This is a genomic window from Bradyrhizobium liaoningense, assembly GCF_018130785.1.
Classification (GTDB): domain Bacteria; phylum Pseudomonadota; class Alphaproteobacteria; order Rhizobiales; family Xanthobacteraceae; genus Bradyrhizobium; species Bradyrhizobium liaoningense_A.
This window is the reverse complement of sequence record NZ_JAFCJT010000001.1, coordinates 237,013-262,761: the sequence shown is the minus strand read 5'-3', so window position 1 is coordinate 262,761 and position 25,749 is coordinate 237,013. Positions and strand designations below refer to the sequence as shown.

Genomic DNA, 25,749 nt, shown 5'->3' with positions numbered 1-25,749 from the left:
TCTCGCCTCCCTAGCTCAGCAATTGACGGCAGATGTTGACGAAATCGTCGGTCCAGCCCGTGAGAAGACCGAGCAGGACAAGCCAGACCAGCAGCAGGAAGTGCCAGTAGATGGTGCACAGCTCCACGCTCAAGCGCATGTCGGCGATTTCGGCGCCGCGCCACACCTTGGCCGAGGTTCGCCCGAGCGCCACCAGGCCACCCGTCAGATGCAGCCCGTGCACCGCGGTCAACAGGTAGAAGAAGGAATTCGCCGGATTGGACGCCACGAGATATCCGGCAGCCCCGAGCCGCTGCCAGGCCAGGAGCTGTCCGGCGAGGAAGATCACGGCAGATGCTCCGCCGGCGAGCAGGCCGATCTTGACGCTCTCGGTGTCCTGTCGCCCGGCAGCCACGTACGACCATTGCAGCGCGACACTGCTCAGGACCAGGACGCCCGTGTTGACCCACAGCAGCCGCGGTACCGGCAGCGGCCGCCAGTCCACCACGCTCATGCGCATCGAGTAGGCGCTGATGAAGAGGACGAACAATGCGCTCGCGACGGCGAGAAACACGCCAAGTCCGACCTTCGCCGCAGGCCAGGTCATGCTGTCGCCGCCGGGGAAGTCACCGACCGAGCCTTCCTCCAGCCAGGGCTTGGCCGTCAGCCGCTGCTGCGACAGCCACCATCCGGCGATCACCGCAAGCGCAGCCAGGAACAGGATGATGGCGCTCACGAAGCAGCTCCCTGAACGAGCTGCGTCGCGCGTGGCGGCTGGTTCTGCGGAATGAAGTCCTCCGCGGCGCCGGGCACACTGTAGTCATAGGCCCAGCGGTACACGATCGGGAGCTCCTTGCCCCAGTTGCCGTGCCCTGGGGGCGTCTCCGGCGTCTGCCACTCCAGCGTTGTCGCCCGCCACGGATTGCCGCCCGAGGCCTCACCCTTGAACAGGCTCCAGGCGAGATTGAACAGGAACACCATCTGGCTGAAGCCGACGGTCAAGGCCACCACGGAGATGAAGGCATTCAGTGAATGGGCCGAGGACGGGATGAACGCCGTGTCGCCGAGTTCGAAATACCGGCGCGGGACCCCGAGCAGTCCAAGATAGTGCATGGGGAAGAAGATCAGGTAGGCGCCGAGGAAGGTGACCCAGAAGTGAAACTTGCCCAGGACGTCGTTCAGCATCCGTCCCGTGACCTTGGGGTACCAATGATAGATCGCGCCCAGCACGACCATGATTGGTGCCACGCCCATCACCATGTGGAAATGCGCGACCACGAACATGGTATCCGAGAGGGGCACGTCCACGACGACGTTGCCGAGGAAGAGGCCGGTGAGGCCGCCATTCACGAAGGTGATGATGAAGCCGAGGGCGAACAGCATCGGCACCCTGAGATGAATGTCGCCGCGCCACAGGGTCAGCACCCAATTGTAGACCTTGATCGCGGTGGGGATTGCAATGATGAGCGTCGTGGTGGCGAAGAAGTAGCCGAATTGCGGGAACATGCCGCTCACATACATGTGGTGCGCCCACACGACGAAGCTGAGCGCACCAATCCCCACGATCGCCCAGACCATCATGCGATAACCGAAGATGTTCTTGCGCGCATGCGTGCTGATCAGATCGGAGACGATGCCGAAGGCGGGCAGGGCGACGATGTAGACCTCGGGGTGGCCGAAGAACCAGAACAGGTGCTGGAACAGCAGCGGGCTGCCGCCGCCATATTTCGAAAGCTGTCCCATCTCGACGAGGGAGGGCATGAAGAAGCTGGTTCCGAGGAGACGGTCGAGCAGCAGCATGACCGAGGCAACGAAGAGTGCGGGGAATGCCAGCAACGCCATGACGGTCGCCGTGAAAATGCCCCACACCGTCAGGGGCAGGCGCATCAACGTCATGCCGCGGGTGCGCGCCTGCAGCACCGTGACCACGTAATTCAGCCCGCCCATGGTGAAGCCGATGATGAACAGGATCAGGGACGACATCATGAGAATGATGCCCCAATCCTGCCCGGGCGTTCCGGAGAGGATTGCCTGCGGCGGGTAGAGCGTCCAGCCGGCGCCGGTGGGGCCGCCGGGCACGAAGAATGTCGAGGCCAGCACCAGGACTGCGAGCAGGTAGACCCAGTAGCTCAGCATGTTCACATAGGGGAAGACCATGTCCCGGGCGCCGACCATCAGCGGGATCAGGTAGTTGCCGAAGCCGCCGAGGAACAATGCGGTGAGCAGATAGATCACCATGATCATGCCGTGCATGGTGATGAACTGGAGGTACTGGTTGGCATCGATGAAAGAGAAGGTGCCGGGGAATCCCAGTTGCAGTCGCATCAGCCACGACAGCACCAGGGCCACCAGCCCGATGGCAGAGGCCGTCAGCGAATACTGAATGGCGATGACCTTGGCGTCCTGCGAGAAGACATACCGTGTCCACCAGCTCCTTGGATGATAGAGCTCGACTTCAGGTACTTCGGCAGGCGGGATGCCTGCGATCCCTTCATATGGAATATCGACCATAGAAACCTCCTCGGTCGTTTCCATCGGGGGTGAGGCGTTGGCCTCCTGCACCCGATCTATCTATCTTCGCAGCGGCAGCCTGCTACCTGCCACCGGATTGGTACGTCGCCTTCACGACAGCTCTTGCCGGCGACAATTCGGCAAACGTCTTTTGTTGCTCCAGCCAGGCGTGATACTCACGCTCTTCGTCGACGATGACCTTGGCCCGCATCTGATAGTGAGCAGCGCCACAAAGCTCTGCGCATAGAACATCGAACGTTCCGGTTCGGATCGGCGTTATCCAGAAATAGGTGACCATGCCAGGGACCATGTCCATCTTGGCGCGGAATTCGGGCACGTAGAAATCGTGCAGGACATCAACCGAGCGGAGGAGAACCTTGACCGGCTTTCCCATCTGAAGGTGCAGGTCGCCGTTCTCGATCACGACGTCGTCCTGCGCGTGTGGGTCGTCACGATTGAGTCCCATCGGATTGTCGGAAGCGATGTTGCGGACATCGGATGTGCCCAGCCGCCCATCCTTGCCCGGAAGGCGGAAGCTCCATTGCCATTGCTGGCCCATGACCTCGACCTCGGTGGCATCCGCAGGCACCGTCACGAACTGGTGCCAGACCACGAGGCCAGGCGCCAGCATGGCCGCGACGCCGACGCCGGTCCCGACGCTCAGCCACCATTCGAGCCTTTTGTTTTCCGGATTGTAGTCGGCCCGTCTTCCTTCCTTGTGGTGGAAGCGGAAGACGCAATAGGCCATGAAGGCGATGACCGCGACGAAAACGAAGCCCGTGATCCAGAACGTGATGTTGATGGTGTGGTCGATATAGGCCCAGTTCGTGGCGATCGGCGTCCACCACCACGGGCTGTAGAGGTGAAACAGCACCGAGCCGATCGCGACCAGAAGCAGTATCAGTGCGACAACCATCCTGATCCATCCTTGCCATCGAAGGCTACGGATACGAATCCAGGGCGGAGCTCATGTCTGTCGCGATGGCTGGCCTTTCTTGGCTGGCATCTATGCCATCGCCGGCCTGTTGCCTCGCCCATTCAACCGGTCGCGATATTCAAGAGGAAGACCGCGACCGCTGGGGGCGTCCAGGCGTTTAAAATGATCCCCCGCGAACCCGGCGTCAATAGCATGTCAACACGCTTACGCGGCGTGGGCGATCGATGTTGCCGTGCGAGCTGGCGAGCCTCGGTCGCATTCTCGATGTGATGCATCGCACAAAATATGCGACGCACAATTCACCCAGCCGGGAGCGCGCTGGTCATTCCAGATCGCGCGCGCTAAGCTCGCGGCGCAGGTCGCGACGGGTTTCGTCCGGCTAAGCTCCTTCCTCGTTGAGCCTGGAACTGCCGTACTCGGCTCGATCGCGTCTCCCGCACATAAGGGCGGATACGCGCGGCCGGAGAGCACGCCGTTTGCCGCTGCGACTTTCAGCAGAGGAGGGTGTGTCCATGGCCACTCTTTATTCCGACAACATCGTAAAGCGGCACCTGTTCGGCGAAGCGGCCTCCTATCCCATTCGCAAGATCAGCTTGTCCGACCTGACCGAGGCCCTGCGCCTGGGTTGGGAGGATTTCCAGGCGATGCCGAGCCACGCGATCGTCGTGTGCGTGATTTATCCCGTTCTCGGTCTCGTCCTGTTCAGGATGGTCCTCGGCTATTCGGTGCTGCCGCTCCTGTTTCCGCTGGCTGCCGGCTTTGCCTTGATCGGCCCCTTTGCCGCGATCGGTCTCTACGAACTCAGCCGGCGTCGCGAGCGCGGCGAGGAGGTCGATGCATGGGATGCGATCAAGGTGCTGCGCGCGCCGTCGTTCGGCGCCATGGTCGAGCTCGGCGTGCTCCTGCTGGTCCTGTTCGGAGCCTGGATCGGTGTCGCGAACGCAATCTATGTCACAATCTTCGGTCACGCGGCGGCCGCAAGCATTCCCGATTTCGCAACGCGCGTGCTGACGACACCGGAAGGCTGGTCGCTCATCGTCGTCGGTTGCGGTGTCGGCTTCCTGTTTGCGGTTGTGGCCTTGTGCGTCAGCGTCGTGTCGTTTCCGTTGATGCTCGATCGGCATGCGACTGCGATCGACGCGATCCGCACGTCGCTCCGAGCGGTCGCGGCGAACCCGGTTGCGATGGCCGGATGGGGTCTCATCGTCGCGGCACTGCTCGTGATCGGCTCGCTGCCGTTCTTCGTCGGTCTCGCTGTCGTCCTGCCGGTGCTCGGTCACGCCACCTGGCACCTCTATCGGCGGGTGGTCGAGCCGAATCCGAATCCACCGGACGAGCCGCCGCCGCCTCCGAAGGGAAAGCGCTACGCAGCGGACTTCCCGGCCAATCTCTTCCCGTGGAGCCGCGAGGGTGAGCATTAACCGCGAAACGGCCGCGCCTGGCGGCCGCCTCCGCGGGGCATGACGGGTTAGGGCCTACTTCTGCTGCTGCGGCAGGAACGTCGGGCCGACCGAGCGGATCGGCTTGTTCTCCGACGAATTGGTGGCCGTGCCGGTGTCCGCAGGCGGCGTCGCAACCGGTGCGCTGGCCGTCGTCGGCGCCGGAGCCGCGCCCTTCTTGGCAGTCGCAGGGGTGCCCTTGTTGAGCCGCTGCTGCTGCATTCTCTTGGCGCTCTCCTCGGTGACGATGATGTCACCCTGCTGCTCGGCCGCAGCCTTGTCGTCGACCGATTTCAGCGCGTCGGCCCAGGTCTGGCCCGCGGCCTTGCAGGAGCAGGACGGGTTGAACTCGCTGCGGAATTTGAACGCAGTCGGCAGTGCGGTGTAGGGCTGGCCACTGGTGGAGACCGCGGAGTTCATGTCTTCGCCGGGATTGCGATGGGTGTAGAGGACGGCTTCCGCGGCCGGGCAAAGCGCCTTGCAGGTCTTCTCGTCGTCCGGGAAGCGCGCCGGCACGGTGGCAAACGAGACCGGGAAATAGGCGCCGTCGCAGGTGCGGACGCACACGGTGCGATAGGTGCCGGACTGCGACTGCGGCCCGAGATCGGAGGGCGGCACGCCTTGCGGATTGTTGGGGTTGTTGCCGCCGAACAGATTGCTCAGGAAGTTGCCGCCGCCTTGCGATTGCGCGGCGTTGGCATATTGCGGGCCGCAATTGTTCTGCGCCAGCGCAACCAGCACCGAGCGGCGCTGGTTGTCGCGCTCGGGGCTGAAACCGCCGGGGCCGCCGCCGCGCAGGCGTTCGAGGTTGCCGGTGATCTGGTCCAGATTGGCGCGCATCTGCTGAATCTGGGTGTTGACCGGGCCGCATTGCGCCGACTGGCCGTTGAACAGCGAGAAGAAGCCGGAGGAATCGCAGCCCATGCGCTTGGCCTGCATGGTGACGCGGTCGAGCTCGGTCTGCTGACGGGTCTGGGATTCCTGGTAGCGGCGGATCTGGTCTTCGCGCGCGGGGTCACCACCGCCGCCGCCACGATCGAGCGCGGCGAGCTGGCCTTCCAGCCGCACGCACATCGGATTTGGTCCGAGCCCGTTCTGGCCGGGCTGGGGCGGCGGTCCGGGCGGGCCGGCCTGTGCGACCGCGCCGGTGGTGAGCGCGACCGTGCTCAGAAGCAGGGTGCAGGCAAGGATGGAGCAGGCACGGGAGAGAGACAAAAATTCAGGCATATCCGCCATTCTAGCGAGGTCACGGCCCAATGCGACTTAAGGGGCCGAAGCGCGCCCTCCAATAGCCGCTTCCTGCGGCATCGTCACGTCGTTTCAGGGGCCAAAGATTGGGCCTAAGGTCCGCCAGCTCCGAGCGAATTCAGCGCTGGCAGGTAATTGCGACATATTCGTCGCAATGGCCATGGGAGCAGTTTGCGCCGGTTTTGGGGACAGAGCCGGTAATTTCGTCGGGATCGACCCGGCGATAGGACGAGGCCTGGGCAAAATCGCGTGACTGGCAATAGGTGCGCGCGACCTGTGCGCCGCATTTCTCGCCCTTGGCGAGGCACTGGTCGACGCCGTAGCCGTCCGCCTGGTTGGCGATGATGAAGACGCGGGTCTCGGCCAATGCGGCGGAGGCCGCGACGATGGAGGCACAGGAGACGAGCGCGAACAGGGATCGCATGGGTGCACCGGGGCTTCAGGGAACCGCCGGGTTCCAAGTAAACTCAAAAGGTTAAGGATGATGAACCATCAAGGCGGGGCGGCCGCGCTCTGCGGAGATAAAACGGCCTTTTCGCGGCTCTCTTGACGCAAGGGCGCTTCGTGGCCCATATGTTCCGCCATGAACGGTCTCCTCGCCATTTGCGCCATTTGCCGCGAGATTACGAGCTAGCGATTCGCTGGCTGGAGCCGTCTTTTCTCAAAAACATTGAGAGCACTGGACGCCCGGCCAACAGCCGACGGGTATCCATATGGAATTGCGCCTTTACGACACGTTGAGCCGAGAGAAGCGCACCTTCGCGCCGCTCGATGCGAAGGACGTCCGCATGTATGTCTGCGGACCGACCGTTTACGACTTCGCCCATATCGGCAATGCGCGGCCGGTGATCGTGTTCGACGTGCTGTTTCGGCTGCTTCGCCACCTCTATGGCGCGGCGCACGTCAAATACGTCCGCAACATCACCGACGTCGACGACAAGATCAACGACCGCGCCGCGCGCGATTTTCCCGGCCTGCCGCTGAACGAGGCCATCCGCAAGGTCACCGAGCAGACCGGCAAGCAGTTTCACGCCGACGTCGATGCGCTTGGCGCGCTCCGGCCGACCGCCGAGCCGCGCGCGACCGAGCATATCGGCGAGATGCGCGAGATCATCGAAAGGCTCATCGCCGGCGGCTTTGCCTATGCCGCCGAGGACCACGTGCTGTTCTCGCCGCAGGCCATGAACGCGGCCAACTCCGGGTTGCCGCGCTATGGCGCGCTGTCCAATCGCTCGCTGGACGAGATGGTCGCCGGTGCCCGCGTCGACGTCGCGCCGTACAAGAAGGGCAATACCGACTTCGTGCTGTGGAAGCCGTCCAAGCCGGGCGAGCCGTCATGGCCGTCGCCGGCAGGGATCGCCGCGCAGGGGCGCCCGGGCTGGCATATCGAGTGCTCGGCCATGGCCTGGAAGCATCTCGGCGAGCACTTCGACATCCATGGCGGCGGCATCGATCTCGTATTTCCGCATCACGAGAACGAGGTCGCGCAGACCTGCTGCGCCTTCCACCGCGAGCGCATGGCGAACTACTGGATGCACAACGGCTTCCTCCAGGTCGAGAGCGAGAAGATGTCGAAGAGCCTCGGCAACTTCATCACCATCCATGAGCTGCTCGCGGATTGGCCGGGCGAGGTGCTGCGTCTGAACATGCTGAAGACGCACTACCGCTCGCCGATCGACTGGACCATGAAGTCGCTTGAGGAGAGCGCCAGGACGCTCGACGACTGGTATCGGGTCGCGGCCGACGCCGAGCCCGGCCAGCCGGCCGCGTCCGTGGTCGAGCCGCTGCTCGATGACCTCAACACGCCGCTGGCGATCGCGGCGCTGCACGGCCTGCGTGGCAGCGACGTGAGCGCCCTGGCAGGGTCGCTGCGCCTGCTCGGCTTCCTCTCCGAAAGCGCTGCGCAGTGGGAAGCTCGCAAGCAGCAGGCGAGCGGGGTCGATGCCGGGGAGGTCGAGCGCCTGATCTCGGAGCGGACGGCGGCGCGTGCGCGCAAGGACTTCAAGGAATCCGACCGGATCCGCGATCTGCTCGCCGCGATGGGCGTTGCGATCAAGGACTCCAAGGAAGGCACGACCTGGGAGGCCGTGCGATGAAGCGGCCCGACACGCCCTTTCCGCGGCACTGGCTCTATTACATCGCGCTGAAGCTCCTGCTGCTCGCCGCCGCCGTGGCGCTGGCGCTGAAACTCTATGGGATGTGGTGAAGACGATGGGACAGAGTTTGCCAAAACCCGGCTTGCGGCCGTTCCTGCCTGATGACGTGCCGGTTCTCGCCGCGATCTTCACGGCAAGCATCGAGGAGCTGACCGGCGACGACTACAATGAGGCGCAGCAGCAGGCCTGGATGGAGGCGGCCGAGGACGAGGAGTTCGGCAAGCGGCTCGCGTCCGACCTGACGCTGATCGCGACGCTCGAGGGCTCGCCGGTCGGCTTTGCCTCGCTTCGCGGCACCGATCACATCCGCATGCTCTATGTGCATCCGGCGGTCAGCGGGCAGGGCATTGCGACCATGTTGCTCGACGCGCTGGAGAAGCTCGCCGGCGGCCGCGGCGCGACAGCCCTTACGGTCGATGCCAGCGACACCGCGCAAAACTTTTTCGCCAAGCGCGGTTACACCGCCCAGCAGCGCAACAGCGTCACCATCAACGACGAGTGGCTCGCCAACACCACGATGAAGAAGACGCTTGGAGCCGCGCAATGAGCAAGCAGCGTCTCTACCTGTTCGACACCACGCTGCGCGACGGTGCGCAAACCAACGGCGTCGATTTCACGCTGACCGACAAGCAGGTCATCGCGGCGATGCTCGACGATCTCGGCATCGACTATGTCGAGGGCGGCTATCCCGGCGCCAATCCGACCGACACCGAGTTCTTCGGCATCAAGCCGAAGTTTTCGCATGCGCGCTTCACCGCCTTCGGCATGACGCGCCGGGCAGGGCGCTCGGTCTCCAACGATCCCGGTGTTGCCGGTCTGCTGGAAGCGAAAGCCGACGCGATCTGCTTCGTCGCAAAATCATCCGCCTATCAGGTGCGCGTCGCGCTGGAGACGACGAAGGAAGAAAACCTCGCCTCGATCCGCGACAGCGTTGCGGCGGCCAAGGCCGCCGGCCGTGAAGTCATGCTCGACTGCGAGCACTTCTTCGACGGTTACAAGGAGGACGCAAGTTTCGCGCTCGCTTGCGCCAAGGCCGCCTACGAGGCCGGCGCGCGCTGGGTTGTGCTGTGCGACACCAATGGCGGCACCATGCCGAACGAGGTCGAGGCCATCGTCACGGAAGTGGCAAAGCACATCCCCGGCGATCATCTCGGCATCCACGCCCATAACGACACCGAGCAGGCCGTGGCGAATTCGCTGGCCGCGGTGCGCGCCGGCGCGCGGCAGATCCAGGGCACGTTGAACGGGCTCGGCGAGCGCTGCGGCAACGCCAATCTCTGCTCGCTGATCCCGACGCTGAAATTGAAGAAGGAGTTTGCGGACGCCTTCGAGATCGGCGTTACGGCCGAGAAAATGGCGACGCTGGTCAAGGTGTCGCGCACGCTCGACGACATGCTCAACCGTGTGCCGAACCGGCACGCGGCCTATGTCGGCGAGAGCGCCTTCGTCACCAAGACCGGCATTCATGCCTCCGCCGTGCTGAAGGATCCGCAGACCTACGAGCACGTGCTGCCTGAGACTGTCGGCAACCACCGCAAGGTGCTGGTGTCCGACCAGGCCGGCCGTTCCAACGTCATCGCCGAACTCGACCGCGCCGGCATCGCCTACGAGAAGAGCGATCCGAAGCTGACGCGGCTGGTCGAGGAATTGAAGGAGCGCGAGGCGGCGGGCTACGCCTATGAATCCGCCAACGCCTCGTTCGATCTGCTGGCGCGGCGCACGCTCGGCAAGGTGCCGCATTATTTCGAGGTCGAGCAGTTCGACGTCAATGTCGAGCAGCGCTACAATTCGCATGGCGAGCGCGTCACCGTGGCGCTCGCGGTGGTCAAGGTCGACGTCGCCGGCGAGCGCTTGATCTCGGCGGCCGAAGGCAACGGCCCGGTCAACGCGCTCGACGTCGCGCTGCGCAAGGACCTCGGCAAGTACCAGAAGTACATCGAGGGCTTGACGCTGATCGACTACCGGGTCCGTATCCTCAACGGCGGCACCGGCGCGGTCACGCGCGTGCTGATCGAAAGCGAGGACGAGAACGGCGATCGCTGGACCACCGTCGGCGTGTCCCCGAACATCATCGATGCCTCGTTCCAGGCGCTGATGGACTCGGTGATCTACAAGCTGGTGAAGTCGGGGGCGCCGGCTTAGGACGCGCAGCGGCTGTCATACCCCGCGAAAGCGGGGTATCCATTATGCTGCGGCTTCTCGGTCGCTCTCTGGCGGCTCGGAATACTGGATCGCCCGGTCGAGCCGGGCGATGACGGCGGAGGTGAGGAGGGGCCAAGCATGATCGACCACATCTCCGTCGGCGTCAGCGACCTCGATCGCTCCTCAAAATTCTACGAGGCCACGCTCGCCACCCTCGGGCTCGTGCGCCTCGTCACGCGGCCGCGGACGATCGGCTTCGGCAAGGCCTATCCCGAGTTCTGGATCAATCTACGCGAAGGCATGCCGCACGTAGCGCCGGAGAGCGGCGTGCACATCTGCCTGCGGGCGAAGACGACGGCCGAGGTCGATGCGTTTCACGCCGCAGCGCTGTCCGCCGGCGGCGCGTCCGACGGCGCGACGGGCCTCCGCCCGCATGATCGCGTGCGCTACTACGCGGCGTTCGTGACCGACCCCGATGGCAACCGGATCGAGGCGGTGACGTTTCCGGCCGAGTAAGGCGCTAGAGCTTGCGCGCCACTTCCGGGGCGAGCTGCTTTTCAGACTCGGCGATCTGTGCCGCTGCCGCCTTCAGCTTCGGCAGAATATCCTCGACGCGATCGGCCTTGAGGATGTCGACCGAAAGGCCGGCGCGGATGAACTCGGTCTGGCGCATGTGCGACAGCAGCGAGAACAGCGGCTCCCAGAAATTGTCGAAGTTGGCGAGCAGCACCGGCTTGGCGTGACGGCCGAGCTGTTTCCAGGTCAGCTGCTCCACCAATTCTTCGAGCGTGCCGACGCCGCCCGGCAGTGCCACGAAGGCGTCGGAGCGCTCGAACATCAGCCGCTTGCGTTCGTGCATGTCGGGGGTGACGATCATCTCCTGCACGCGGGTCAGCGCGTTCTCGCGCTTGCGGAGGAACTCGGGAATGATGCCGGTGACGGTGCCGCCGTGATCGAGCACGGAGGTCGCGACCGAGCCCATCAGGCCGAGCGAGCCTCCGCCGTAGACGAGGCGGATGTTGCTCTCGGCGAGGGCCTTGCCGAACGACTTGGCGCCTTCGGTGAAGCTGGGATTGGTTCCTGGGCCGGAGCCGCAATAGACACAGACGGTTTTGATCGTGCTCATTGGTGCCATGATGCATTGCAGCGAAGGGGCGTCAAGCCCAATCGGTGATTCGGATCCCCCGGAAATCTACCGGTAAATGGCGACAAACAATCAAAGATTCGCCATCTGGCGGGGTGCGCTGTCATCCGGAAGGCTTTATATGACGGGCGAAAATCGCAAATCGTAACGCTGCCCGCACCCGGCGGGCTTTCAGGCTTTTTGATGGACCAACCTCAATCGTTCGACGGCGCAGACGTTCCCGATCCTCCCGCCGGGGGACCGCTGGAGCGGGCCACGCTGATGGGCACGCTGGCGCATCTGTGGCCTTATATCTGGCCGGGCGACCGTGTCGACCTGAAGATGCGGGTGGTCTGGTCGATGGTGCTGCTGCTCGCCGCCAAGCTGATCACGCTCACCGTGCCGTTCAGCTTCAAATGGGCGACGGACGCGCTGACCGGCGCCAACACCGCGCCGGTGCAGGCGGACAATTGGCACCTCTGGGTGATCGCCTCGCCGCTGCTGCTGACTGCAAGTTACGGCGTGATGCGCATCGTGATGGCGGTGCTGACGCAGTGGCGTGACGGCATCTTTGCCCGCGTCGCCATGCATGCGGTGCGCAAGCTCGCGACCATCACATTCGTCCATATGCACGAGCTGTCGCTGCGCTTTCACCTCGAGCGCAAGACCGGCGGCCTGACGCGTGTGCTCGAGCGCGGCCGCGAGGGCATCGAGGTCATCGTGCGCATGGTGATCCTGCAGCTGATTCCGACCATCGTCGAGGTCACGCTGCTGATGGCGGTGCTGCTCTGGCAGTTCGACTGGCGCTACGTGGTCGCGACGCTGATCACGGTCACTGTCTACATGTACTACACCTACATCGCGACCGAGTGGCGGATCGGCATCCGCCGCAAGATGAACGATTCCGACACCGAGGCGAACACCAAGGCGATCGACTCGCTGCTCAACTACGAGACGGTGAAATATTTCAGCGCGGAGACGCGCGAGGCGCAGCGTTACGACAAGTCGGTCGCGCGCTACGAGGAGGCGAGCGTCCACACCTATACCTCGCTGGCGGTGCTCAACACCGGCCAGGCCGTGATATTCACGCTGGGATTGACCGCGACCATGCTGATGTGCGCGATCGGCGTGCGCAACGGCACCAACACGGTCGGCGATTTCGTGTTGGTCAATGCCATGATGATCCAGCTCTACCAGCCGCTGAATTTCATGGGCATGGTCTATCGCGAGATCAAGCAGGCGATCATCGACATCGAGAAGATGTTTGGCGTGATCGGCCGCGAGGCCGAGATCAAGGACGTCCCCGGCGCGCAGCCGCTGGCGGTCTCTGCCGGCACCGTGCGCTTCGAGGACGTGCGCTTTGCCTATGAGCCCGCGCGTCCCATCCTGAGAGGTATCAGCTTCGAGGTGCCGGCCGGCAAGACGGTCGCGATCGTCGGCCCGTCCGGTGCGGGCAAGTCGACGATCTCGCGGCTCCTGTTCCGCCTCTACGACGTCTCCGGCGGCAGGATATTGATCGACGGCCAGGACATCCGCGAGGTTACGCAGGCCTCGTTGCGCGCCTCGATCGGCATGGTGCCGCAGGACACCGTGCTGTTCAACGACACGATACGCTACAACATCCGCTATGGCCGCTGGGACGCCGATGATGCCGAGGTCGAAGAGGCGGCGCGGCTGGCGCAGATCGACCATTTTATCCGGATGGCGCCGATGGGCTACGAGACCCAGGTGGGCGAGCGCGGCCTGAAGCTGTCCGGCGGCGAGAAGCAGCGCGTCGCCATCGCGCGCACCGTGTTGAAGGCGCCGCCGATCCTGGTGCTGGACGAGGCGACCTCGGCGCTCGACACCCACACCGAGCACGAGATCCAGGGCGCGCTCGACCGCGTGGCCAGGAACCGTACCTCGCTGGTGATCGCGCACCGGCTTTCCACCATCGTCGGCGCCGACGAGATCATCGTGCTGGACCAGGGCCGCATCGCCGAGCGCGGCACCCACGCCAAGCTGCTCGCGCAGGGCGGCCTCTATGCCAGCATGTGGAACAGGCAGCGCGAGGCCGAGGCGGCGCGCGAGAAACTGGCCAAGATGGCGGATTCCAGCGAGGCGCCCAACCGGGAGCCGCCGCCGGTCATGGACGTTCTGACGACGCCCGCGGCGGCGGAGTGACCTTGTCTCGGGTCCCAACTCTGGCCTAAACAACTCCACCGCACGGGGACGACCCGCGCGCCATCAACTCCTAGGCGGCAGATAGCGATGTCCATTCTCGATTCGATCCAGCGTCAGATCCCGCCGATCCACAAGGAGGGCTATCCCTTCATTGGCGGCTTTGCGCTGGCAAGCCTCATCCTGTTCTGGCTGTGGTCGCCGCTGGGCTGGATCGGCACGATCCTGACCGTCTGGTGCGCGCTGTTCTTCCGCGACCCCGTGCGCGTGACGCCGGTGCGCGAGGGGCTCGTGGTGTCGCCGGCCGACGGCCGCATCTCGATGATCACCATGGCGCTGCCGCCGGCCGAGCTCGGGCTCGGCGACCGGCCGCTGCCGCGCATCTCGGTGTTCATGAGCGTGTTCAACTGCCACGTGAACCGCAGCCCGATCGCGGGCAGGGTGGACCGCATCGCCTACCGGCCCGGCCTGTTCATCAACGCCGAGCTCGACAAGGCGAGCGAGGACAATGAGCGCAACTCGCTCGTGATCACGACGCCGACGGCCAAGATCGGCGTGATCCAGATCGCAGGGCTCGTCGCCAAGCGCATCGTCTGCTTCGTCAGGGAAGGGCAGGCAATCGGGGCGGGCGAGCGGTTTGGCCTGATCCGCTTCGGCTCGCGGCTCGACGTCTACCTGCCGCTGGGCACCAAGGCGCTGGTGTCGGAAGGGCAGACCGCGATCGCGGGCGAGACCATACTGGCCGATCTCGTGGGGGACGACCCGAGCCGCGCCTACCGCTCCAATTAACCAAAAGCCGGTCCAAGGGGGCCTTCCGCCGCAATGGCGGAGGGGAACGCGGCTTGCTATATCTCGCCTTGAGGTGAGGACCAGCAATGACGCCCTATGACTTCAAAGACCCCGATACGCGCCGCCGGCGGTTCCGCCCGATTCCGGTGCGGATGCTGGTGCCCAACGTCATCACCTTGCTGGCGATCTGTGCCGGCCTGACGTCGATCCGGCTGTCGATCGAGGGGCGGATGTCGCTCGCGGTCTACGCCATCGTGTTCGCGGCCGCGCTCGACGGCATCGATGGCCGCATCGCCCGCATGATCAAGGGCCAGTCCAAGTTCGGCGCCGAGCTCGATAGCCTCGCCGACTTCGTCAATTTCGGCGTCGCGCCCGGCCTGATGTTGTATTTCTGGCAGTTGCACGAGCTCGGCAATGCCGGCTGGATCGCCGCCATGGTGTTCGCGATTTCCGGCGGCCTCCGTCTGGCGCGCTTCAACGCCACCATGGACGATCCCAACAAGCCCGCTTTCGCGGCCAATTTCTTCACCGGCGTGCCGGCGCCCGCCGGCGCGATCACCGTGCTGCTGCCGATCTATATCGCCTTCCTCGATCTCGGCCGGCTGCCTGCGGCGGTGACGGCGGCCTATACGCTCTTGATTGCCTTCCTGATGGTCTCGCGCCTGCCGGTGTTCTCCGGCAAGACCAAGCGCATGCGCGTGCCGCCAGAGCTCGTGCTGCCGGCGTTCGTCGCGGTGATCGTCTTCATCGCGCTCCTGATCGCCTATCCCTGGCATGTGCTGTCGATCGGCACGGTGCTGTACATGCTCTGCCTTCCGCTCGGCTACAAATCCTATCGCGACCAGGCGCGCGCGATGGAGGCCACCGCGCCGTCGGGAGGCGAGGTCTCGTCACCGCCCTCGGCGCCGACGCTGGCGAACCTGTCGGAGCCGCCGCAGGACGACGACCGGCCCGGACGGCTGCACTGAGCGGCGACACACGGATATCTGCCATGAAGGCGTGCTGAGTTGGGTTGAGGCCCGATCTCGGCTATATCGCCCTGTGCCGGCGGCACCGCGCCAACAGCGGCCGCCAATCTGGGAGAGAACGCCGTGACTGATAAAGCGACCGGGCCGCTGCCCGCTTCCGTCCTCGAAGCGCTGGGCCGCTACGACACCCCGACGATCTGCAACGCCATGGAGATCGTGGCGCCCGAGCGCCGCCTGATCGGCTACACCACCAAGCAACTGGTCTGTCCGTTCCCGGATCTGCCGCCGATCGTCGGCTATGCCCGCACGGTCGCGATCCGCTCGGTGCTGAAATCCTCGCTGCCAGCGGAGGAGCAGTCCAGGCGCCGCATCGAATACTACGAATATGTCGGCACCGGCCACGGTCCGCGCATCTCGGTGATCCAGGACATCGATGGTCCCGACGTCGGCTACGGCGCGTTCTGGGGCGAGGTGCAGAGCAACGTGCACAAAGCCCTCGGCTGCCTCGGCGTCATCACCGACGGCTCGATCCGCGACATCCCGCAATGGGCGCCGGGCTTCCAGGCGCTGGCCGGCTCGATCGGCCCGTCGCATGCCTGGGTGCATGCCGAGAGTTTTGGCGGCGAGGTGCGCGTCGCCGGCATGACCGTGAAGTCGGATGACCTGATCCATGCCGACCAGCACGGCGCGATCGTGATCCCGCCGGACATTGCCGCGAAACTGCCTGAGGCCGCCGAGCTCTGCGGCCGCCGCGAGACGCCGATCCTGGAGATCGCCCGCAGCCCCGACTTCTCGCTGGAGAAGCTGAAGGCCGCGCTGAAGCGCTCGGCTGAGATTCACTAAGGCCCGGCCGAACGACCTACGGCCGTGATGCCGGCCGTGGGCCACCCTGTTCCGTCAGAAACAGGGCGGCTTGATCCGGCTCGCCGAACACTGCGGCGGCACATCCGACGAGGGTGAAGCCGCCCGCAAGATCCCACGGGGTGATGTTGTCGGCATTATCAGGGAAGTGAATCAGGCGCGCTGCAATCACGGCAAAGCCGGCCTCGACAAACAGCAGCACGCTGAACGCCGGCAGGACGAGCTCCGGCTCGAGCAGATGGAGCGCCAGCACCGCGGGCAGCGCGGTGAGAAGACCGAACAGCGTCAACATTGCGATGGCTCCCGCCATGAGCATGCCGCCCCGCTTCAGAATATCAATTGATCCTTCGTCCCGGATGTGGCCCAGGGCCGCAGCCGAAGCGCTCGCACGATGAAGGTGCGCGCTCAGTCTTGAGGTGGTGGGCCTGTTGCCCTGTCGCGAACTGTCATGGTTAGCGAAGTGTTGAGATTCCTGCCGGTGGCCGGCAAGGCCGGCGTCCTGTCAGCGCGCCGCGCCGGTCTGGCGTGGCGGCTCAACTTAACCTTTACGCGGCTTTAAGGGCGGCGCTCTAGGGTTTCCGATGCGGTTCGGGGTTGGGCCGCGCCAGCGGCCAGGACGGCCGTTGTTGCGTTCGCGTTGGAGTGTCCCATGGATATCATGACGAGCGTCGGGCTCATTGCGGGCATCATCGTCATTACGGCGATGATCTTCATGGGCGGCGACCTCCACATGTTCGTCTCCGAACATGCCATGATCATCATCTTCGGCGGCTCGATCTCCGCCACCATGATCCGCTTTCCGCTCAGCGCGCTCCTGCACGGCCTTCCGCTCGGCGCCAAGTTCGCTTTCACCATGAGCCGCCTGTCGGCCCATGACCTCGTCGACGAGCTCGCCCGTATCGCCGAGATCGCCCGCAAGCAGGGCCCGGTCGGCCTCGAAAAGGTCGAGACCGACGAGCCGTTCCTCGCCAAGGGCATCCGCTACGTCGCCGACGGTTACGACCTCGACTTCATCCGCGACAATCTCGAGCGTGACCGCGACAACTTCCTCATGCACCTCGACGAAGGCAGCAAGATCTACCGCGCCATCGGCGACTGCGCCCCGGCCTTCGGCATGATCGGCACCCTGATCGGCATGGTGCAGATGTTCGCCAACATGACCGATCCCTCCAAGCTCGGCCCGTTCATGGCGACCGCGCTGCTCGCGACCCTCTACGGTGCACTCGTCGCGAACCTGTTCTGTCTGCCGATCGCCGACAAGCTGCACGGCAAGCTGCTCGACGAGGAAACCAACCGCACACTGATCATCGACGGCATCCTGATGATCCGCGACTCCAAGAGCCCGACGCTCGTGCGCGAAATGCTGCTGGCCTATTTGCCGGAGAAGCATCGTCACGCCGAGGGCGAGCCGGTGCCGGCGTAAAGCCGCTCCCCGGGATCTCGAGAGATGGCCAAGAAGAAGCGCGGCGATGCTCACGGTGGCGGTCACGGCTGGTTCGTGACCTTCGCCGACCTGATGGGCCTGATGATGAGCTTCTTCGTGATGCTCGTCGCGTTCTCGACGCAGGACGCCAACAAGCTGAAGATCGTCGCGGGCTCCATGCGCGACGCGTTCGGCGTGCAGAGCGAGGCGCGCTACGCCGGTATCGTCGAGTCCGACGGCCTGCCGACCCGCCCGCGGCTGAAGAACGTCGACCACATCCAGCCCGAGGACGCTTCCAACACGCCGACGCCGGATCAGGAGGACCGCGACCGCACGTCGGGCGCGAAGATCAAGGTCGACCGCAATTTCGCGCTCGCCGCGGCCTCGCTGCGCCAGGCGTTGCAGGACATGCCGGAACTGACCGAGATGTCCAAGCACATCATGTTCGAGGAGACCAAGCAGGGCCTCAACCTGGAGATCGTCGACCAGGACGGCCGCTCGATGTTCGCCGACGGCTCCAAGGTGCCGTATGACCGCACCCGCCGCCTGATCGAGAAGCTTGCGATCCCGCTGAAGGCAACGCCGCTCCGTGTCTCGATCGCCGGCCACACCGCGGCCGGATTCGTGCCGACGCGCAGCGACTATGGCGCCTTCGACCTGTCGGCCGACCGCGCCAATGCCGTGCGTCAGATCCTCGAACGCGAGGGCCTGCCGCCATCCCACATCTTCGCCGTCGCCGGCAAGGCGGACACCCAGCCGCTGTTTCCGGACGATCCTTCGCTTGCGGCCAACCGGCGGGTGACGATCACGCTGATGCGCGAGGATCCGCCGCTGCCGCCTAATTTGAAGCCGTAGGGCACTTGCGCTACCATCTTACCTGAGGCATGTCGTCGCGCTGGCGGCGACAGTTACTACGCCGTCACAGCATCTGCCCCGGCGGCTGCTATGGTGGTGTGCCGATTGACAGGCGCGCCGGAACCGTCAAAAGGCGCCGGATCAATTCTCGGGAAGAAGCGTTTCTCATCTCTCATGACGGCGAGCATCACATCGACCGACGCTCAGGACGGGCCGGTCACCTCGGGTTTCTGGGGCCTGACGCTCGGAAGCATCGGCGTTGTCTTCGGCGATATCGGCACCTCGCCACTCTACGCATTCCACGAGGCGGTCAGGGGCGCGGCCCATGGCGAGCCGGTGTCGCGGGTCATGGTGCTCGGCGTGCTCTCGCTGATCCTGTGGGCGCTCTTTATCGTCGTCACCGCCAAATACGTCCTGCTCCTGCTGCGCGCCGACAATAACGGGGAGGGCGGCACGCTCTCGCTGATGGCGCTTGGCCAGCGCGCGCTCGGACGGCGAAGCTGGTTCCTGCTCGCGCTCGGCGTGGTCGGCGCATCCATGTTCATCGGCGATTCCATGATCACGCCGGCGATCTCGGTGCTGTCCGCGGTCGAGGGTCTCAAGCTCGCGACGCCGGCGTTCGAGCACTACGTCGTGCCGCTCACCGTTCTCATCCTGGCGCTGCTCTTTGCGGTCCAGAGCAGGGGGACGGCGCTGGTGGCCTCGGCCTTCGGCCCGGTGATGGTGGTCTGGTTCACCGTTCTTGCGGTGATGGGCGCCGTGCACATCGCCGACGATCCGTCGGTGCTGGTGGCAATCAATCCCTATTATGCGCTGCAATTCCTGCTGTCGCACGGCACGATCGGGCTGGTCACGCTGGGCGCCGTGTTCCTGGCAGTCACGGGCGGCGAGGCGCTCTACGCCGATCTCGGCCATTTCGGCCGCAAGCCGATTCAGTCGGCCTGGATGTTCTTCGTGCTGCCTGCGCTCCTGCTCAACTATTTCGGGCAGGGCGCGCTGGTGCTGTCCGATCCCAGCGCGATCGAGCATTCGTTCTATCGTATGGTGCCCGAGAGTCTGGTGCTGCCGCTGGTCGGACTTGCGACCGCGGCGACCGTGATCGCCAGTCAGGCCGTGATCACCGGCGCCTATTCGCTGGTCTATCAGGCGGTGCAGCTTGGCCTCCTGCCGCGCTTCGAGGTGCGCTACACCTCCGAGACCCATGCCGGCCAGATCTATCTGCCGCGGGTGAACCGGCTGCTGCTGATCGGTGTGATGCTGCTGGTGCTGCTGTTCCACACCCCCAGCAATCTGGCTTCGGCCTACGGCATCGCGGTCTCCACCACCATGGTTGCCGACGGCGTCATGGGCTTCGTCGTGATCTGGAAACTGTGGAACTGGCGCGCCGCGACGGCTGCGGCAGTGATCGTGCCCTTCGTCGTCGTCGACATCAGCTTCTTCAGTGCCAATCTGCTCAAGCTGCTCGAGGGCGCCTGGGTGCCACTGCTGTTCGGTGTCGCCATGGCGGGAACGATCTGGACCTGGCGCAAGGGGACCGGCATCCTGCTCCAGAAGACGCGCCGGATCGAGGTGCCGCTCGACGACCTGATCCGCAGCCTCGAAAAGCGCCCGCCGCACATCGTCAAGGGCACCGCGGTGTTCCTGACCAGCGATCCCGCCTTCGTGCCGACCGCGCTGCTGCACAATCTCAAGCACAACAAGGTGCTCCACGAGCACAACGTGGTCCTGACCATCGAGACCGCGCACACGCCGCGGGTCGACCTGTCCGAGCGGTTCAGGATGGAGAAGATCAGCGAGAAGTTCTCCAAGGTCCGGCTGCGCTTTGGCTACATGGAGCAGCCGAACGTGCCCAAGGCGCTCGCGATCGCGCGCAAGCAGGGCTGGCAGTTCGACATCATGTCGACCTCGTTCTTCGTGTCGCGAAGGTCGCTCAAGGCCTCGGCCCAGTCGGGCATGCCGCTGTGGCAGGATCATCTCTTCATCGCGCTGAGCCGGTCCGCCAACGACGCCACCGACTATTTCCAGATTCCGACCGGACGGGTGGTTGAAGTCGGGACTCAAGTCACCATCTGAACGCAATTGGCTGACCCATGCAAATTTCGCATGGCAAAGGCCCAAAATCGGGCTAGGCTATGCCGGCAGCGCAGGACTATAAGCCGCGCGCTCTCTTCCGCCGTTGTGCAGTGAAGCATTTCTAGAGGCCACTGGGCTCTCCCATGACAAGTGACGTAGCGATTTCCGCCCCGGAAACGGCGGCGGCCAATAAGCATGGCGAAGCCCACACCACCGCCCGTTTCGGCGCGCTGACGCTCGGCAGCATCGGCGTCGTCTACGGCGATATCGGCACCAGCCCGCTCTACGCGTTCCGCGAGGCGGTGATGGCGGCCTCGGGCGCGGAGGGGGTGCCGACGCCGGCGGCCGTGCTCGGCGTGCTCTCGCTGATCCTGTGGGCGCTCATCGTCGTGGTGACGCTCAAATACGTCGTGATCCTGCTCCGTGCCGATAACAATGGCGAGGGCGGCACGCTGGCGTTGATGGCGCTGGCCCAGCGCGCGGTCGGCACCGGCGGGGCGACCATCGTCCTGCTCGGGATCATTTCCGGCGCGCTGTTCTACGGCGACGCCGTGATCACGCCGGCGCTTTCGGTGCTGTCGGCCATCGAAGGCATGAAGGACATCACTCTGCACTTCGAGCCCTACATCGTCCCGTTGACGGTAATCATCCTGGTCGGCCTGTTCGCCGTGCAGTCGCGCGGCACCGCCCGCGTCGCCGCGTTCTTCGGTCCGGTGATGTGCGTCTGGTTCGCGGTGATCGCGACCGCGGCAATCCACCCGATCATGGAGCAGCCACAGGTGCTGTTCGCGCTGAACCCGCTCTACGCCGTGTCCTTCATGTTCCACCACGGCATCATCGGCTTCGTGACGCTCGGCGCCGTGTTCCTGGCGGTCACCGGTGCCGAGGCGCTCTATGCGGACCTCGGCCATTTCGGCAAGCGGCCGATCCAGACCGCCTGGCTGTTCATCGTGCTGCCGTCGCTGGCGCTGAACTATCTGGGGCAGGGCGCTCTCGTCCTCGGCGATCCCGGCGCGATCGTGAGCCCATTCTTCCAGCTCTTCCCGCAAGGCTTCTTCCGCGGCTGCATGGTCGTGCTCGCCACCGCCGCGACTGTGATCGCGAGCCAGGCCGTCATCACCGGTGCCTATTCGCTGACGCGCCAGGCGATCCAGCTCGGACTGCTGCCGCGCTTCGAAATTCGCCATACCTCTGAAGCCCATTCCGGCCAAATCTTCATCCCGCGCATCAACCAGCTTCTGCTGGTCGCGGTGGTGCTGCTGGTGCTGCTGTTCCGCTCCTCCAGCGCGCTGGCCTCCGCCTACGGCATCTCCGTCACCGGGACCATGGTGGTCACCGCTATGATGGGCTTTGTGGTGATCTGGAAGGGCTGGCGGTGGAAGCCGCTCGCCGCCGCCGCGCTGATCGCCCCGTTCCTGTGCCTCGACCTGACCTTCCTGACCGCGAACCTGCTCAAGGTGTTCGAGGGCGGCTGGGTGCCGCTCGCGCTCGGCGCACTCATGATCATCCTGATGTACACGTGGCGGCGCGGCAGCCGGCTGTTGTTCGAGAAGTCGCGCAAGCTCGAGTTCCCGCTCGCCGACCTCGTGGCGATGCTGGAGAAGCGGCCGCCGCAGCGTGTGCCCGGCACCGCCGTGTTCCTGACCAGCGATCCGCTCAGCGCGCCGACTGCGCTGATGCATAGTCTGAAACACTACAAAGTTCTGCATGAGAAGAATGTCATTCTCACCATCGAGACCGCGCAGACCCCGCGCATCGATCCGGCCGAGCGCGTCAAGCTGGAGCAGATCTCACCGACCTTCTCCAAGGTGACGCTGAAGTTCGGCTTCATGGAATCGCCCAACGTGCCGAAGGCGCTGGCGATCGCTCGCAAGCTCGGCTGGCAGTTCGACATCATGTCGACCTCGTTCTTCCTGTCGCGGAGGGCGCTCAAGCCCGCCGCCCATTCCGGCATGCCGCGCTGGCAGGACCGCCTCTTCATCTCGCTCAGCCGCTCCGCCAACGACGCCACCGACTATTTCCAGATCCCGTCTGGCCGCGTGGTCGAGGTCGGAACGCAGGTGACGATCTAGCCCCCCGCCATCGTCGCCCGGCTTGCCCGGGCGATCCAGTATTCCAGAGGCGGCGCGGCTAGAACCGAGGCGCGGCGGCGTACTGGATTCCCCGCTTTCGCGGGGAATGACACTGAACTCGCGGTGAGAGATGAGGCAGGAGTTTCAGGCATTCTGAAAGCCGCCCTTCAAGTCGCTGCGATTTAGCTTTAACTTGCGGCATACAGCTCAAGCCTTTGTAGCGCTTGATTTTCGCCTGCCGAGAGGCGAGGTTGCCGCCCGCCGGGATCGCCCCGGCAGGCGGCTCGCGACGTTGGAGGATGATGTGGCAAACCAGGTACAGGATCTGACCCCGGACGAGGTCTCCAAGGGTGTTGCGGAAGGGCGCTATCTGCTCGTCGACGTGCGCGAGCCGAATGAAGTCGAAGCCGAGGCCTATCCCTATGGCGTCGTGGTTCCACTCTCGACCTTCGACCCCAAGGCGATCCCCGATCCCGCCGGCAAGGAGGTTGTGTTCGCCTGCCGCTCCGGAAAACGCTCGGTGACGGCCTCCCTCGCGGCGCAGGCGGCGGGCCTGCCTTACGACAAGCATCTGGCCGGCGGCATGCTGGGCTGGAAAGCGGCGGGTCTTCCCAGCAAGGTCGGTGGCTGACCTCGCGATGACGACCAAGAGCTCTTCCCTCAACACGGTCTTCGCCAACCTTCCCGTCACCATCTTCGAGGCGATGTCGCAGGCCGCGCGCGACAACAACGCCATCAATCTCGGCCAGGGCTTTCCCGACGATCCCGGCCCCGAGGACATCCGCCGCGCCGCTGCCGAGGCCTCGCTGAACGGCTACAACCAGTATCCGTCGATGATGGGCCTGCCGGAGCTGCGCCAGGCGATCGCGACCCATTACGGCCACTGGCACGGGCTCAAGCTCGACCCGATGAGCGAGGTGATGGTGACCTCCGGCGGCACCGAGGCGCTGACCTCGGCGATCCTCGCGGTGGTCCAGCCCGGCGACGAGGTGGTCTGCTTCCAGCCGGTCTATGATTCCTACCTGCCGATCATCCGCCAGGCCGGCGGCATCCCGCGGCTCGTCCGGCTCGAGCCGCCGCACTGGCGGCTGAATGAGGACATGCTGAAAAGCGTCTTCAATTCAAAGACCAAGGCGGTGCTCTTCAACAATCCCCTGAATCCGTCCGCGGTGGTCTATCCGCGCGAGGACCTCGAACTGCTGGCGCGCTACTGCCAGGAGTTCGACGCCATCGCGATCTGCGACGAGGTCTGGGAGCATGTCACCTTCGACGAGCACAAGCACATCCCGCTGATCACCATCCCCGGCATGCGCGATCGCACCATCAAGGTCGGCTCGGCCGGCAAGATCTTTTCGCTGACCGGTTGGAAGATCGGCTTCGTCTGCGCCGCGCCGCCGCTGTTGCGCGTCGCCGCCAAGGTGCACCAGTTCCTGACCTTCACCACCGCGCCGAACCTGCAGGCGGCCGTCGCCTACGGCCTCGGCAAGTCCGACGACTACTTCCTGTCGATGCGCAAGGATTTGACGCGGAGCAGGGACCGCCTGACCAAGGGACTGGAGAGCCTCGGCTTCCCCGTGCTGAAATCGCAGGGCACCTACTTCCTCACCGTCGACCTGTCGCCGCTTGGACTGAATGAGAGCGATACCGAGTTCTGCTGGCGCATCGTGAAGGACTACAAGGTCGCGGCGATCCCGGTGTCGGCCTTCTACGAGCAGGACGCGGTGACCTCCGTGGTGCGCTTCTGCTTTGCCAAGAAGGACGAGACGCTCGACACCGCGCTGGAGCGGCTGTCTGACGCGGTGCGCGGGCGCAAGAGGTAGATCACGGTGACGAACGTCAGCCGCTTGAGGCTTTGCTTTTCCTGGCTTTGCCTCGGTTTTGCAATCGCCGCAGCGCTGACGTTGCTCTCCGCTCCCGCAGGCGCCGAGGAGCGGGTCGTCAACTTCTACAACTGGTCGAACTACATGGCGCCGGATGTCTTGGAGGCCTTCACCAAGGAGACCGGCATCAAGGTGGTCTACGACACGTTCGATGCCAACGAGACGCTCGAGACGCGCCTGATGGCCGGCAAGTCCGGTTATGACGTCGTGGTGCCCACGGCGTACTTCCTCCAGCGCCAGATCAAGGCCAACATCTTCCAGAAGCTCGACAAGTCGAAGCTGCCGAACCTCGCCAATGCCTGGCCGGTGGTGACCGAGCGTCTTGGCATCTACGACCCCGGCAACGTCTACGCCGCCAACTACATGTGGGGCACGACGGGCATCGGCTACAACGTTGCCAAGGTGAAGGCGATCCTCGGTCCCGACGCCAAGATCGACAGCTGGGACATCGTCTTCAAGCCGGAGAATCTGGCAAAGTTCAAAGACTGCGGCGTGCACATGCTCGACTCCGCCGACGACATCTTTCCGGCGGCGCTGAACTATCTCGGGCTCGATCCGAACTCGACCAAGCAGGCCGACCTCGAGAAGGCCGCCGACGTCGTCGCCAAGGTCCGCCCGTCGGTGCGCAAGTTTCACTCGTCCGAATATCTCAGCGCGCTCGCGACCGGCGAGATCTGCTTCGTGGTCGGCTGGTCCGGCGACATCATGCAGGCCCGCGCCCGCGCGGCGGAAGCCAGGAAAGACAACAGCAGCGGCATCGAGATCGGCTACGCGATCCCGAAGGAGGGCGCGCAGATGTTCTTCGACAATCTCGCGATCCCGGCCGATGCCAAGAACGTCAAGGAGGCCTACGAGCTGATCAACTATCTCTACCGTCCGGACGTCGCCGCCAAGAACTCGGACTTCCTGTCCTACGCGAACGGCAACCTCGCCAGCCAGAAGCTGGTCGACCCGAAGATCCTTGGCGACAAGAACATCTATCCTGACGAGGCGACGCTTTCAAAACTGTTCGTCATCACCGCGCGCGAGCCGGCGACCCAACGTGTCATCAACCGGCTGTGGACCAAGGTGAAGACGGGGCGCTAATAGCGCCCGCCATTGCGAGGAGCGAAGCGACAAAGCAATCCGGACTG

At 64.7% G+C, this 25,749-nt stretch carries 22 protein-coding genes and 1 pseudogene; 16 read left to right on the top strand and 7 right to left on the bottom strand.

All coding sequences use genetic code 11. The features are described from left to right. Nucleotides 1–10: 10 nt before the first annotated feature. From JQ627_RS01185 to JQ627_RS01175, 3 genes are all read right to left on the bottom strand, one after another. On the bottom strand, nucleotides 11–715 hold the full coding sequence (locus tag JQ627_RS01185; protein WP_212482334.1) for a cytochrome c oxidase subunit 3: 705 nt from the start codon (nucleotides 713–715) through the stop codon (nucleotides 11–13). Then, on the bottom strand, nucleotides 712–2,490 hold the full coding sequence (locus JQ627_RS01180; protein ID WP_212482333.1) for a cbb3-type cytochrome c oxidase subunit I: 1,779 nt from the start codon (nucleotides 2,488–2,490) through the stop codon (nucleotides 712–714). The genes JQ627_RS01185 and JQ627_RS01180 overlap by 4 nt, the downstream gene beginning before the upstream one ends. Nucleotides 2,491–2,572: 82 nt before the next feature. Next, entirely contained in the window at nucleotides 2,573–3,406 is an 834-nt protein-coding gene (locus JQ627_RS01175) for a cytochrome c oxidase subunit II (RefSeq protein WP_212482332.1), read from the bottom strand. Nucleotides 3,407–3,939: 533 nt separating this feature from the next. Here JQ627_RS01175 and JQ627_RS01170 point away from each other — a divergent pair. Then, on the top strand, nucleotides 3,940–4,848 hold the full coding sequence (locus tag JQ627_RS01170; RefSeq protein ID WP_212482331.1) for a DUF2189 domain-containing protein: 909 nt from the start codon (nucleotides 3,940–3,942) through the stop codon (nucleotides 4,846–4,848). A gap of 54 nt (nucleotides 4,849–4,902) precedes the next feature. Here JQ627_RS01170 and JQ627_RS01165 read toward each other — a convergent pair whose 3' ends face one another. Then, nucleotides 4,903–6,102, bottom strand: coding sequence for a DUF2865 domain-containing protein (locus tag JQ627_RS01165; protein WP_212482330.1), 1,200 nt, complete (start codon nucleotides 6,100–6,102; stop codon nucleotides 4,903–4,905). Between the two features lie 130 nt (nucleotides 6,103–6,232). Beyond that, nucleotides 6,233–6,538, bottom strand: coding sequence for a hypothetical protein (locus JQ627_RS01160; RefSeq protein ID WP_212482329.1), 306 nt, complete (start codon nucleotides 6,536–6,538; stop codon nucleotides 6,233–6,235). A 289-nt stretch (nucleotides 6,539–6,827) separates the two neighbouring features. On the opposite strand from JQ627_RS01160, the gene cysS reads away from it, so the two are divergent. The 4 genes from cysS to JQ627_RS01140 all read left to right on the top strand — a co-directional run bounded on the left by cysS (nucleotide 6,828) and on the right by JQ627_RS01140 (nucleotide 10,928). After that, entirely contained in the window at nucleotides 6,828–8,210 is a 1,383-nt protein-coding gene (gene cysS / locus JQ627_RS01155) for a cysteine--tRNA ligase (RefSeq protein WP_212482328.1), read from the top strand. A gap of 115 nt (nucleotides 8,211–8,325) precedes the next feature. After that, nucleotides 8,326–8,817 carry a GNAT family N-acetyltransferase gene (locus JQ627_RS01150; RefSeq protein ID WP_212482327.1) on the top strand — a complete coding sequence of 164 codons (492 nt, stop codon included), beginning with the start codon at nucleotides 8,326–8,328 and terminating at the stop codon, nucleotides 8,815–8,817. Next, nucleotides 8,814–10,412 (top strand): citramalate synthase, encoded by a 1,599-nt coding sequence (gene cimA, locus JQ627_RS01145; RefSeq protein WP_212482326.1) that lies wholly within the window; start codon nucleotides 8,814–8,816, stop codon nucleotides 10,410–10,412. Before JQ627_RS01150 ends, cimA begins: the two co-directional genes overlap by 4 nt. A 138-nt stretch (nucleotides 10,413–10,550) precedes the next feature. Next, nucleotides 10,551–10,928 (top strand): VOC family protein, encoded by a 378-nt coding sequence (locus JQ627_RS01140; RefSeq protein WP_212482325.1) that lies wholly within the window; start codon nucleotides 10,551–10,553, stop codon nucleotides 10,926–10,928. 4 nt (nucleotides 10,929–10,932) lie between these two features. Here the strand turns inward: JQ627_RS01140 and JQ627_RS01135 are convergent, their stop codons facing one another. Continuing rightward, nucleotides 10,933–11,538, bottom strand: a complete 606-nt coding sequence (locus JQ627_RS01135) for a TIGR00730 family Rossman fold protein (RefSeq protein ID WP_212482324.1) — start codon at nucleotides 11,536–11,538, stop codon at nucleotides 10,933–10,935. 201 nt (nucleotides 11,539–11,739) lie between these two features. On the opposite strand from JQ627_RS01135, the gene JQ627_RS01130 reads away from it, so the two are divergent. The 4 genes and pseudogenes from JQ627_RS01130 to JQ627_RS01115 all read left to right on the top strand — a co-directional run bounded on the left by JQ627_RS01130 (nucleotide 11,740) and on the right by JQ627_RS01115 (nucleotide 16,295). Next, the gene (locus tag JQ627_RS01130) at nucleotides 11,740–13,698 is read left to right on the top strand and encodes an ABC transporter ATP-binding protein/permease (RefSeq protein ID WP_212482323.1); all 1,959 of its coding nucleotides are present in this window, start codon (nucleotides 11,740–11,742) and stop codon (nucleotides 13,696–13,698) included. A gap of 66 nt (nucleotides 13,699–13,764) precedes the next feature. Further along, nucleotides 13,765–14,484, top strand: a pseudogene (locus tag JQ627_RS01125) (phosphatidylserine decarboxylase); the annotation flags it as partial. An 86-nt stretch (nucleotides 14,485–14,570) separates the two neighbouring features. After that, complete coding sequence (locus JQ627_RS01120) at nucleotides 14,571–15,452, top strand: phosphatidylcholine/phosphatidylserine synthase (protein WP_212482321.1); 882 nt, start codon at nucleotides 14,571–14,573, stop codon at nucleotides 15,450–15,452. A 123-nt stretch (nucleotides 15,453–15,575) separates the two neighbouring features. Continuing rightward, nucleotides 15,576–16,295: an RraA family protein gene (locus JQ627_RS01115; RefSeq protein ID WP_212482320.1), complete on the top strand. Its 720-nt coding sequence runs from the start codon at nucleotides 15,576–15,578 to the stop codon at nucleotides 16,293–16,295. A 16-nt stretch (nucleotides 16,296–16,311) separates the two neighbouring features. Here JQ627_RS01115 and JQ627_RS01110 read toward each other — a convergent pair whose 3' ends face one another. Then, entirely contained in the window at nucleotides 16,312–16,605 is a 294-nt protein-coding gene (locus JQ627_RS01110; RefSeq protein ID WP_212482319.1) for a hypothetical protein, read from the bottom strand. Between the two features lie 357 nt (nucleotides 16,606–16,962). Here JQ627_RS01110 and JQ627_RS01105 point away from each other — a divergent pair, with 357 nt between their 5' ends. The 7 genes from JQ627_RS01105 (at nucleotide 16,963) to JQ627_RS01075 (ending at nucleotide 25,702) form a co-directional block, all read left to right on the top strand. Continuing rightward, entirely contained in the window at nucleotides 16,963–17,736 is a 774-nt protein-coding gene (locus tag JQ627_RS01105; RefSeq protein WP_212482318.1) for a motility protein A, read from the top strand. Nucleotides 17,737–17,760: 24 nt separating this feature from the next. Next, entirely contained in the window at nucleotides 17,761–18,591 is an 831-nt protein-coding gene (locus JQ627_RS01100; protein ID WP_014496126.1) for a flagellar motor protein MotB, read from the top strand. Between the two features lie 174 nt (nucleotides 18,592–18,765). Next, nucleotides 18,766–20,664 carry a potassium transporter Kup gene (locus tag JQ627_RS01095; protein WP_212482317.1) on the top strand — a complete coding sequence of 633 codons (1,899 nt, stop codon included), beginning with the start codon at nucleotides 18,766–18,768 and terminating at the stop codon, nucleotides 20,662–20,664. Nucleotides 20,665–20,807: 143 nt separating this feature from the next. Beyond that, on the top strand, nucleotides 20,808–22,736 hold the full coding sequence (locus JQ627_RS01090) for a potassium transporter Kup (RefSeq protein WP_212482316.1): 1,929 nt from the start codon (nucleotides 20,808–20,810) through the stop codon (nucleotides 22,734–22,736). 304 nt (nucleotides 22,737–23,040) lie between these two features. Next, complete coding sequence (locus tag JQ627_RS01085) at nucleotides 23,041–23,367, top strand: rhodanese-like domain-containing protein (protein WP_015686918.1); 327 nt, start codon at nucleotides 23,041–23,043, stop codon at nucleotides 23,365–23,367. 7 nt (nucleotides 23,368–23,374) lie between these two features. Continuing rightward, on the top strand, nucleotides 23,375–24,556 hold the full coding sequence (locus JQ627_RS01080; RefSeq protein WP_212483129.1) for an aminotransferase: 1,182 nt from the start codon (nucleotides 23,375–23,377) through the stop codon (nucleotides 24,554–24,556). A gap of 6 nt (nucleotides 24,557–24,562) precedes the next feature. Next, entirely contained in the window at nucleotides 24,563–25,702 is a 1,140-nt protein-coding gene (locus tag JQ627_RS01075) for a polyamine ABC transporter substrate-binding protein (protein ID WP_312015721.1), read from the top strand. The last annotated feature ends 47 nt before the right edge of the window (nucleotides 25,703–25,749 follow it).

Coding starts and splice junctions, on each gene's coding strand:
- JQ627_RS01180 (WP_212482333.1), bottom strand. CDS start 2,490: ATGGTCGATATTCCATATGAAGGGATCGCAGGCATCCCGCCTGCCGAA.
- JQ627_RS01175 (WP_212482332.1), bottom strand. CDS start 3,406: ATGGTTGTCGCACTGATACTGCTTCTGGTCGCGATCGGCTCGGTGCTG.
- JQ627_RS01170 (WP_212482331.1), top strand. CDS start 3,940: ATGGCCACTCTTTATTCCGACAACATCGTAAAGCGGCACCTGTTCGGC.
- JQ627_RS01165 (WP_212482330.1), bottom strand. CDS start 6,102: ATGGCGGATATGCCTGAATTTTTGTCTCTCTCCCGTGCCTGCTCCATC.
- JQ627_RS01160 (WP_212482329.1), bottom strand. CDS start 6,538: ATGCGATCCCTGTTCGCGCTCGTCTCCTGTGCCTCCATCGTCGCGGCC.
- cysS (WP_212482328.1), top strand. CDS start 6,828: ATGGAATTGCGCCTTTACGACACGTTGAGCCGAGAGAAGCGCACCTTC.
- JQ627_RS01150 (WP_212482327.1), top strand. CDS start 8,326: ATGGGACAGAGTTTGCCAAAACCCGGCTTGCGGCCGTTCCTGCCTGAT.
- cimA (WP_212482326.1), top strand. CDS start 8,814: ATGAGCAAGCAGCGTCTCTACCTGTTCGACACCACGCTGCGCGACGGT.
- JQ627_RS01140 (WP_212482325.1), top strand. CDS start 10,551: ATGATCGACCACATCTCCGTCGGCGTCAGCGACCTCGATCGCTCCTCA.
- JQ627_RS01135 (WP_212482324.1), bottom strand. CDS start 11,538: ATGAGCACGATCAAAACCGTCTGTGTCTATTGCGGCTCCGGCCCAGGA.
- JQ627_RS01130 (WP_212482323.1), top strand. CDS start 11,740: ATGGACCAACCTCAATCGTTCGACGGCGCAGACGTTCCCGATCCTCCC.
- JQ627_RS01120 (WP_212482321.1), top strand. CDS start 14,571: ATGACGCCCTATGACTTCAAAGACCCCGATACGCGCCGCCGGCGGTTC.
- JQ627_RS01110 (WP_212482319.1), bottom strand. CDS start 16,605: ATGTTGACGCTGTTCGGTCTTCTCACCGCGCTGCCCGCGGTGCTGGCG.
- JQ627_RS01105 (WP_212482318.1), top strand. CDS start 16,963: ATGGATATCATGACGAGCGTCGGGCTCATTGCGGGCATCATCGTCATT.
- JQ627_RS01100 (WP_014496126.1), top strand. CDS start 17,761: ATGGCCAAGAAGAAGCGCGGCGATGCTCACGGTGGCGGTCACGGCTGG.
- JQ627_RS01095 (WP_212482317.1), top strand. CDS start 18,766: ATGACGGCGAGCATCACATCGACCGACGCTCAGGACGGGCCGGTCACC.
- JQ627_RS01090 (WP_212482316.1), top strand. CDS start 20,808: ATGACAAGTGACGTAGCGATTTCCGCCCCGGAAACGGCGGCGGCCAAT.
- JQ627_RS01080 (WP_212483129.1), top strand. CDS start 23,375: ATGACGACCAAGAGCTCTTCCCTCAACACGGTCTTCGCCAACCTTCCC.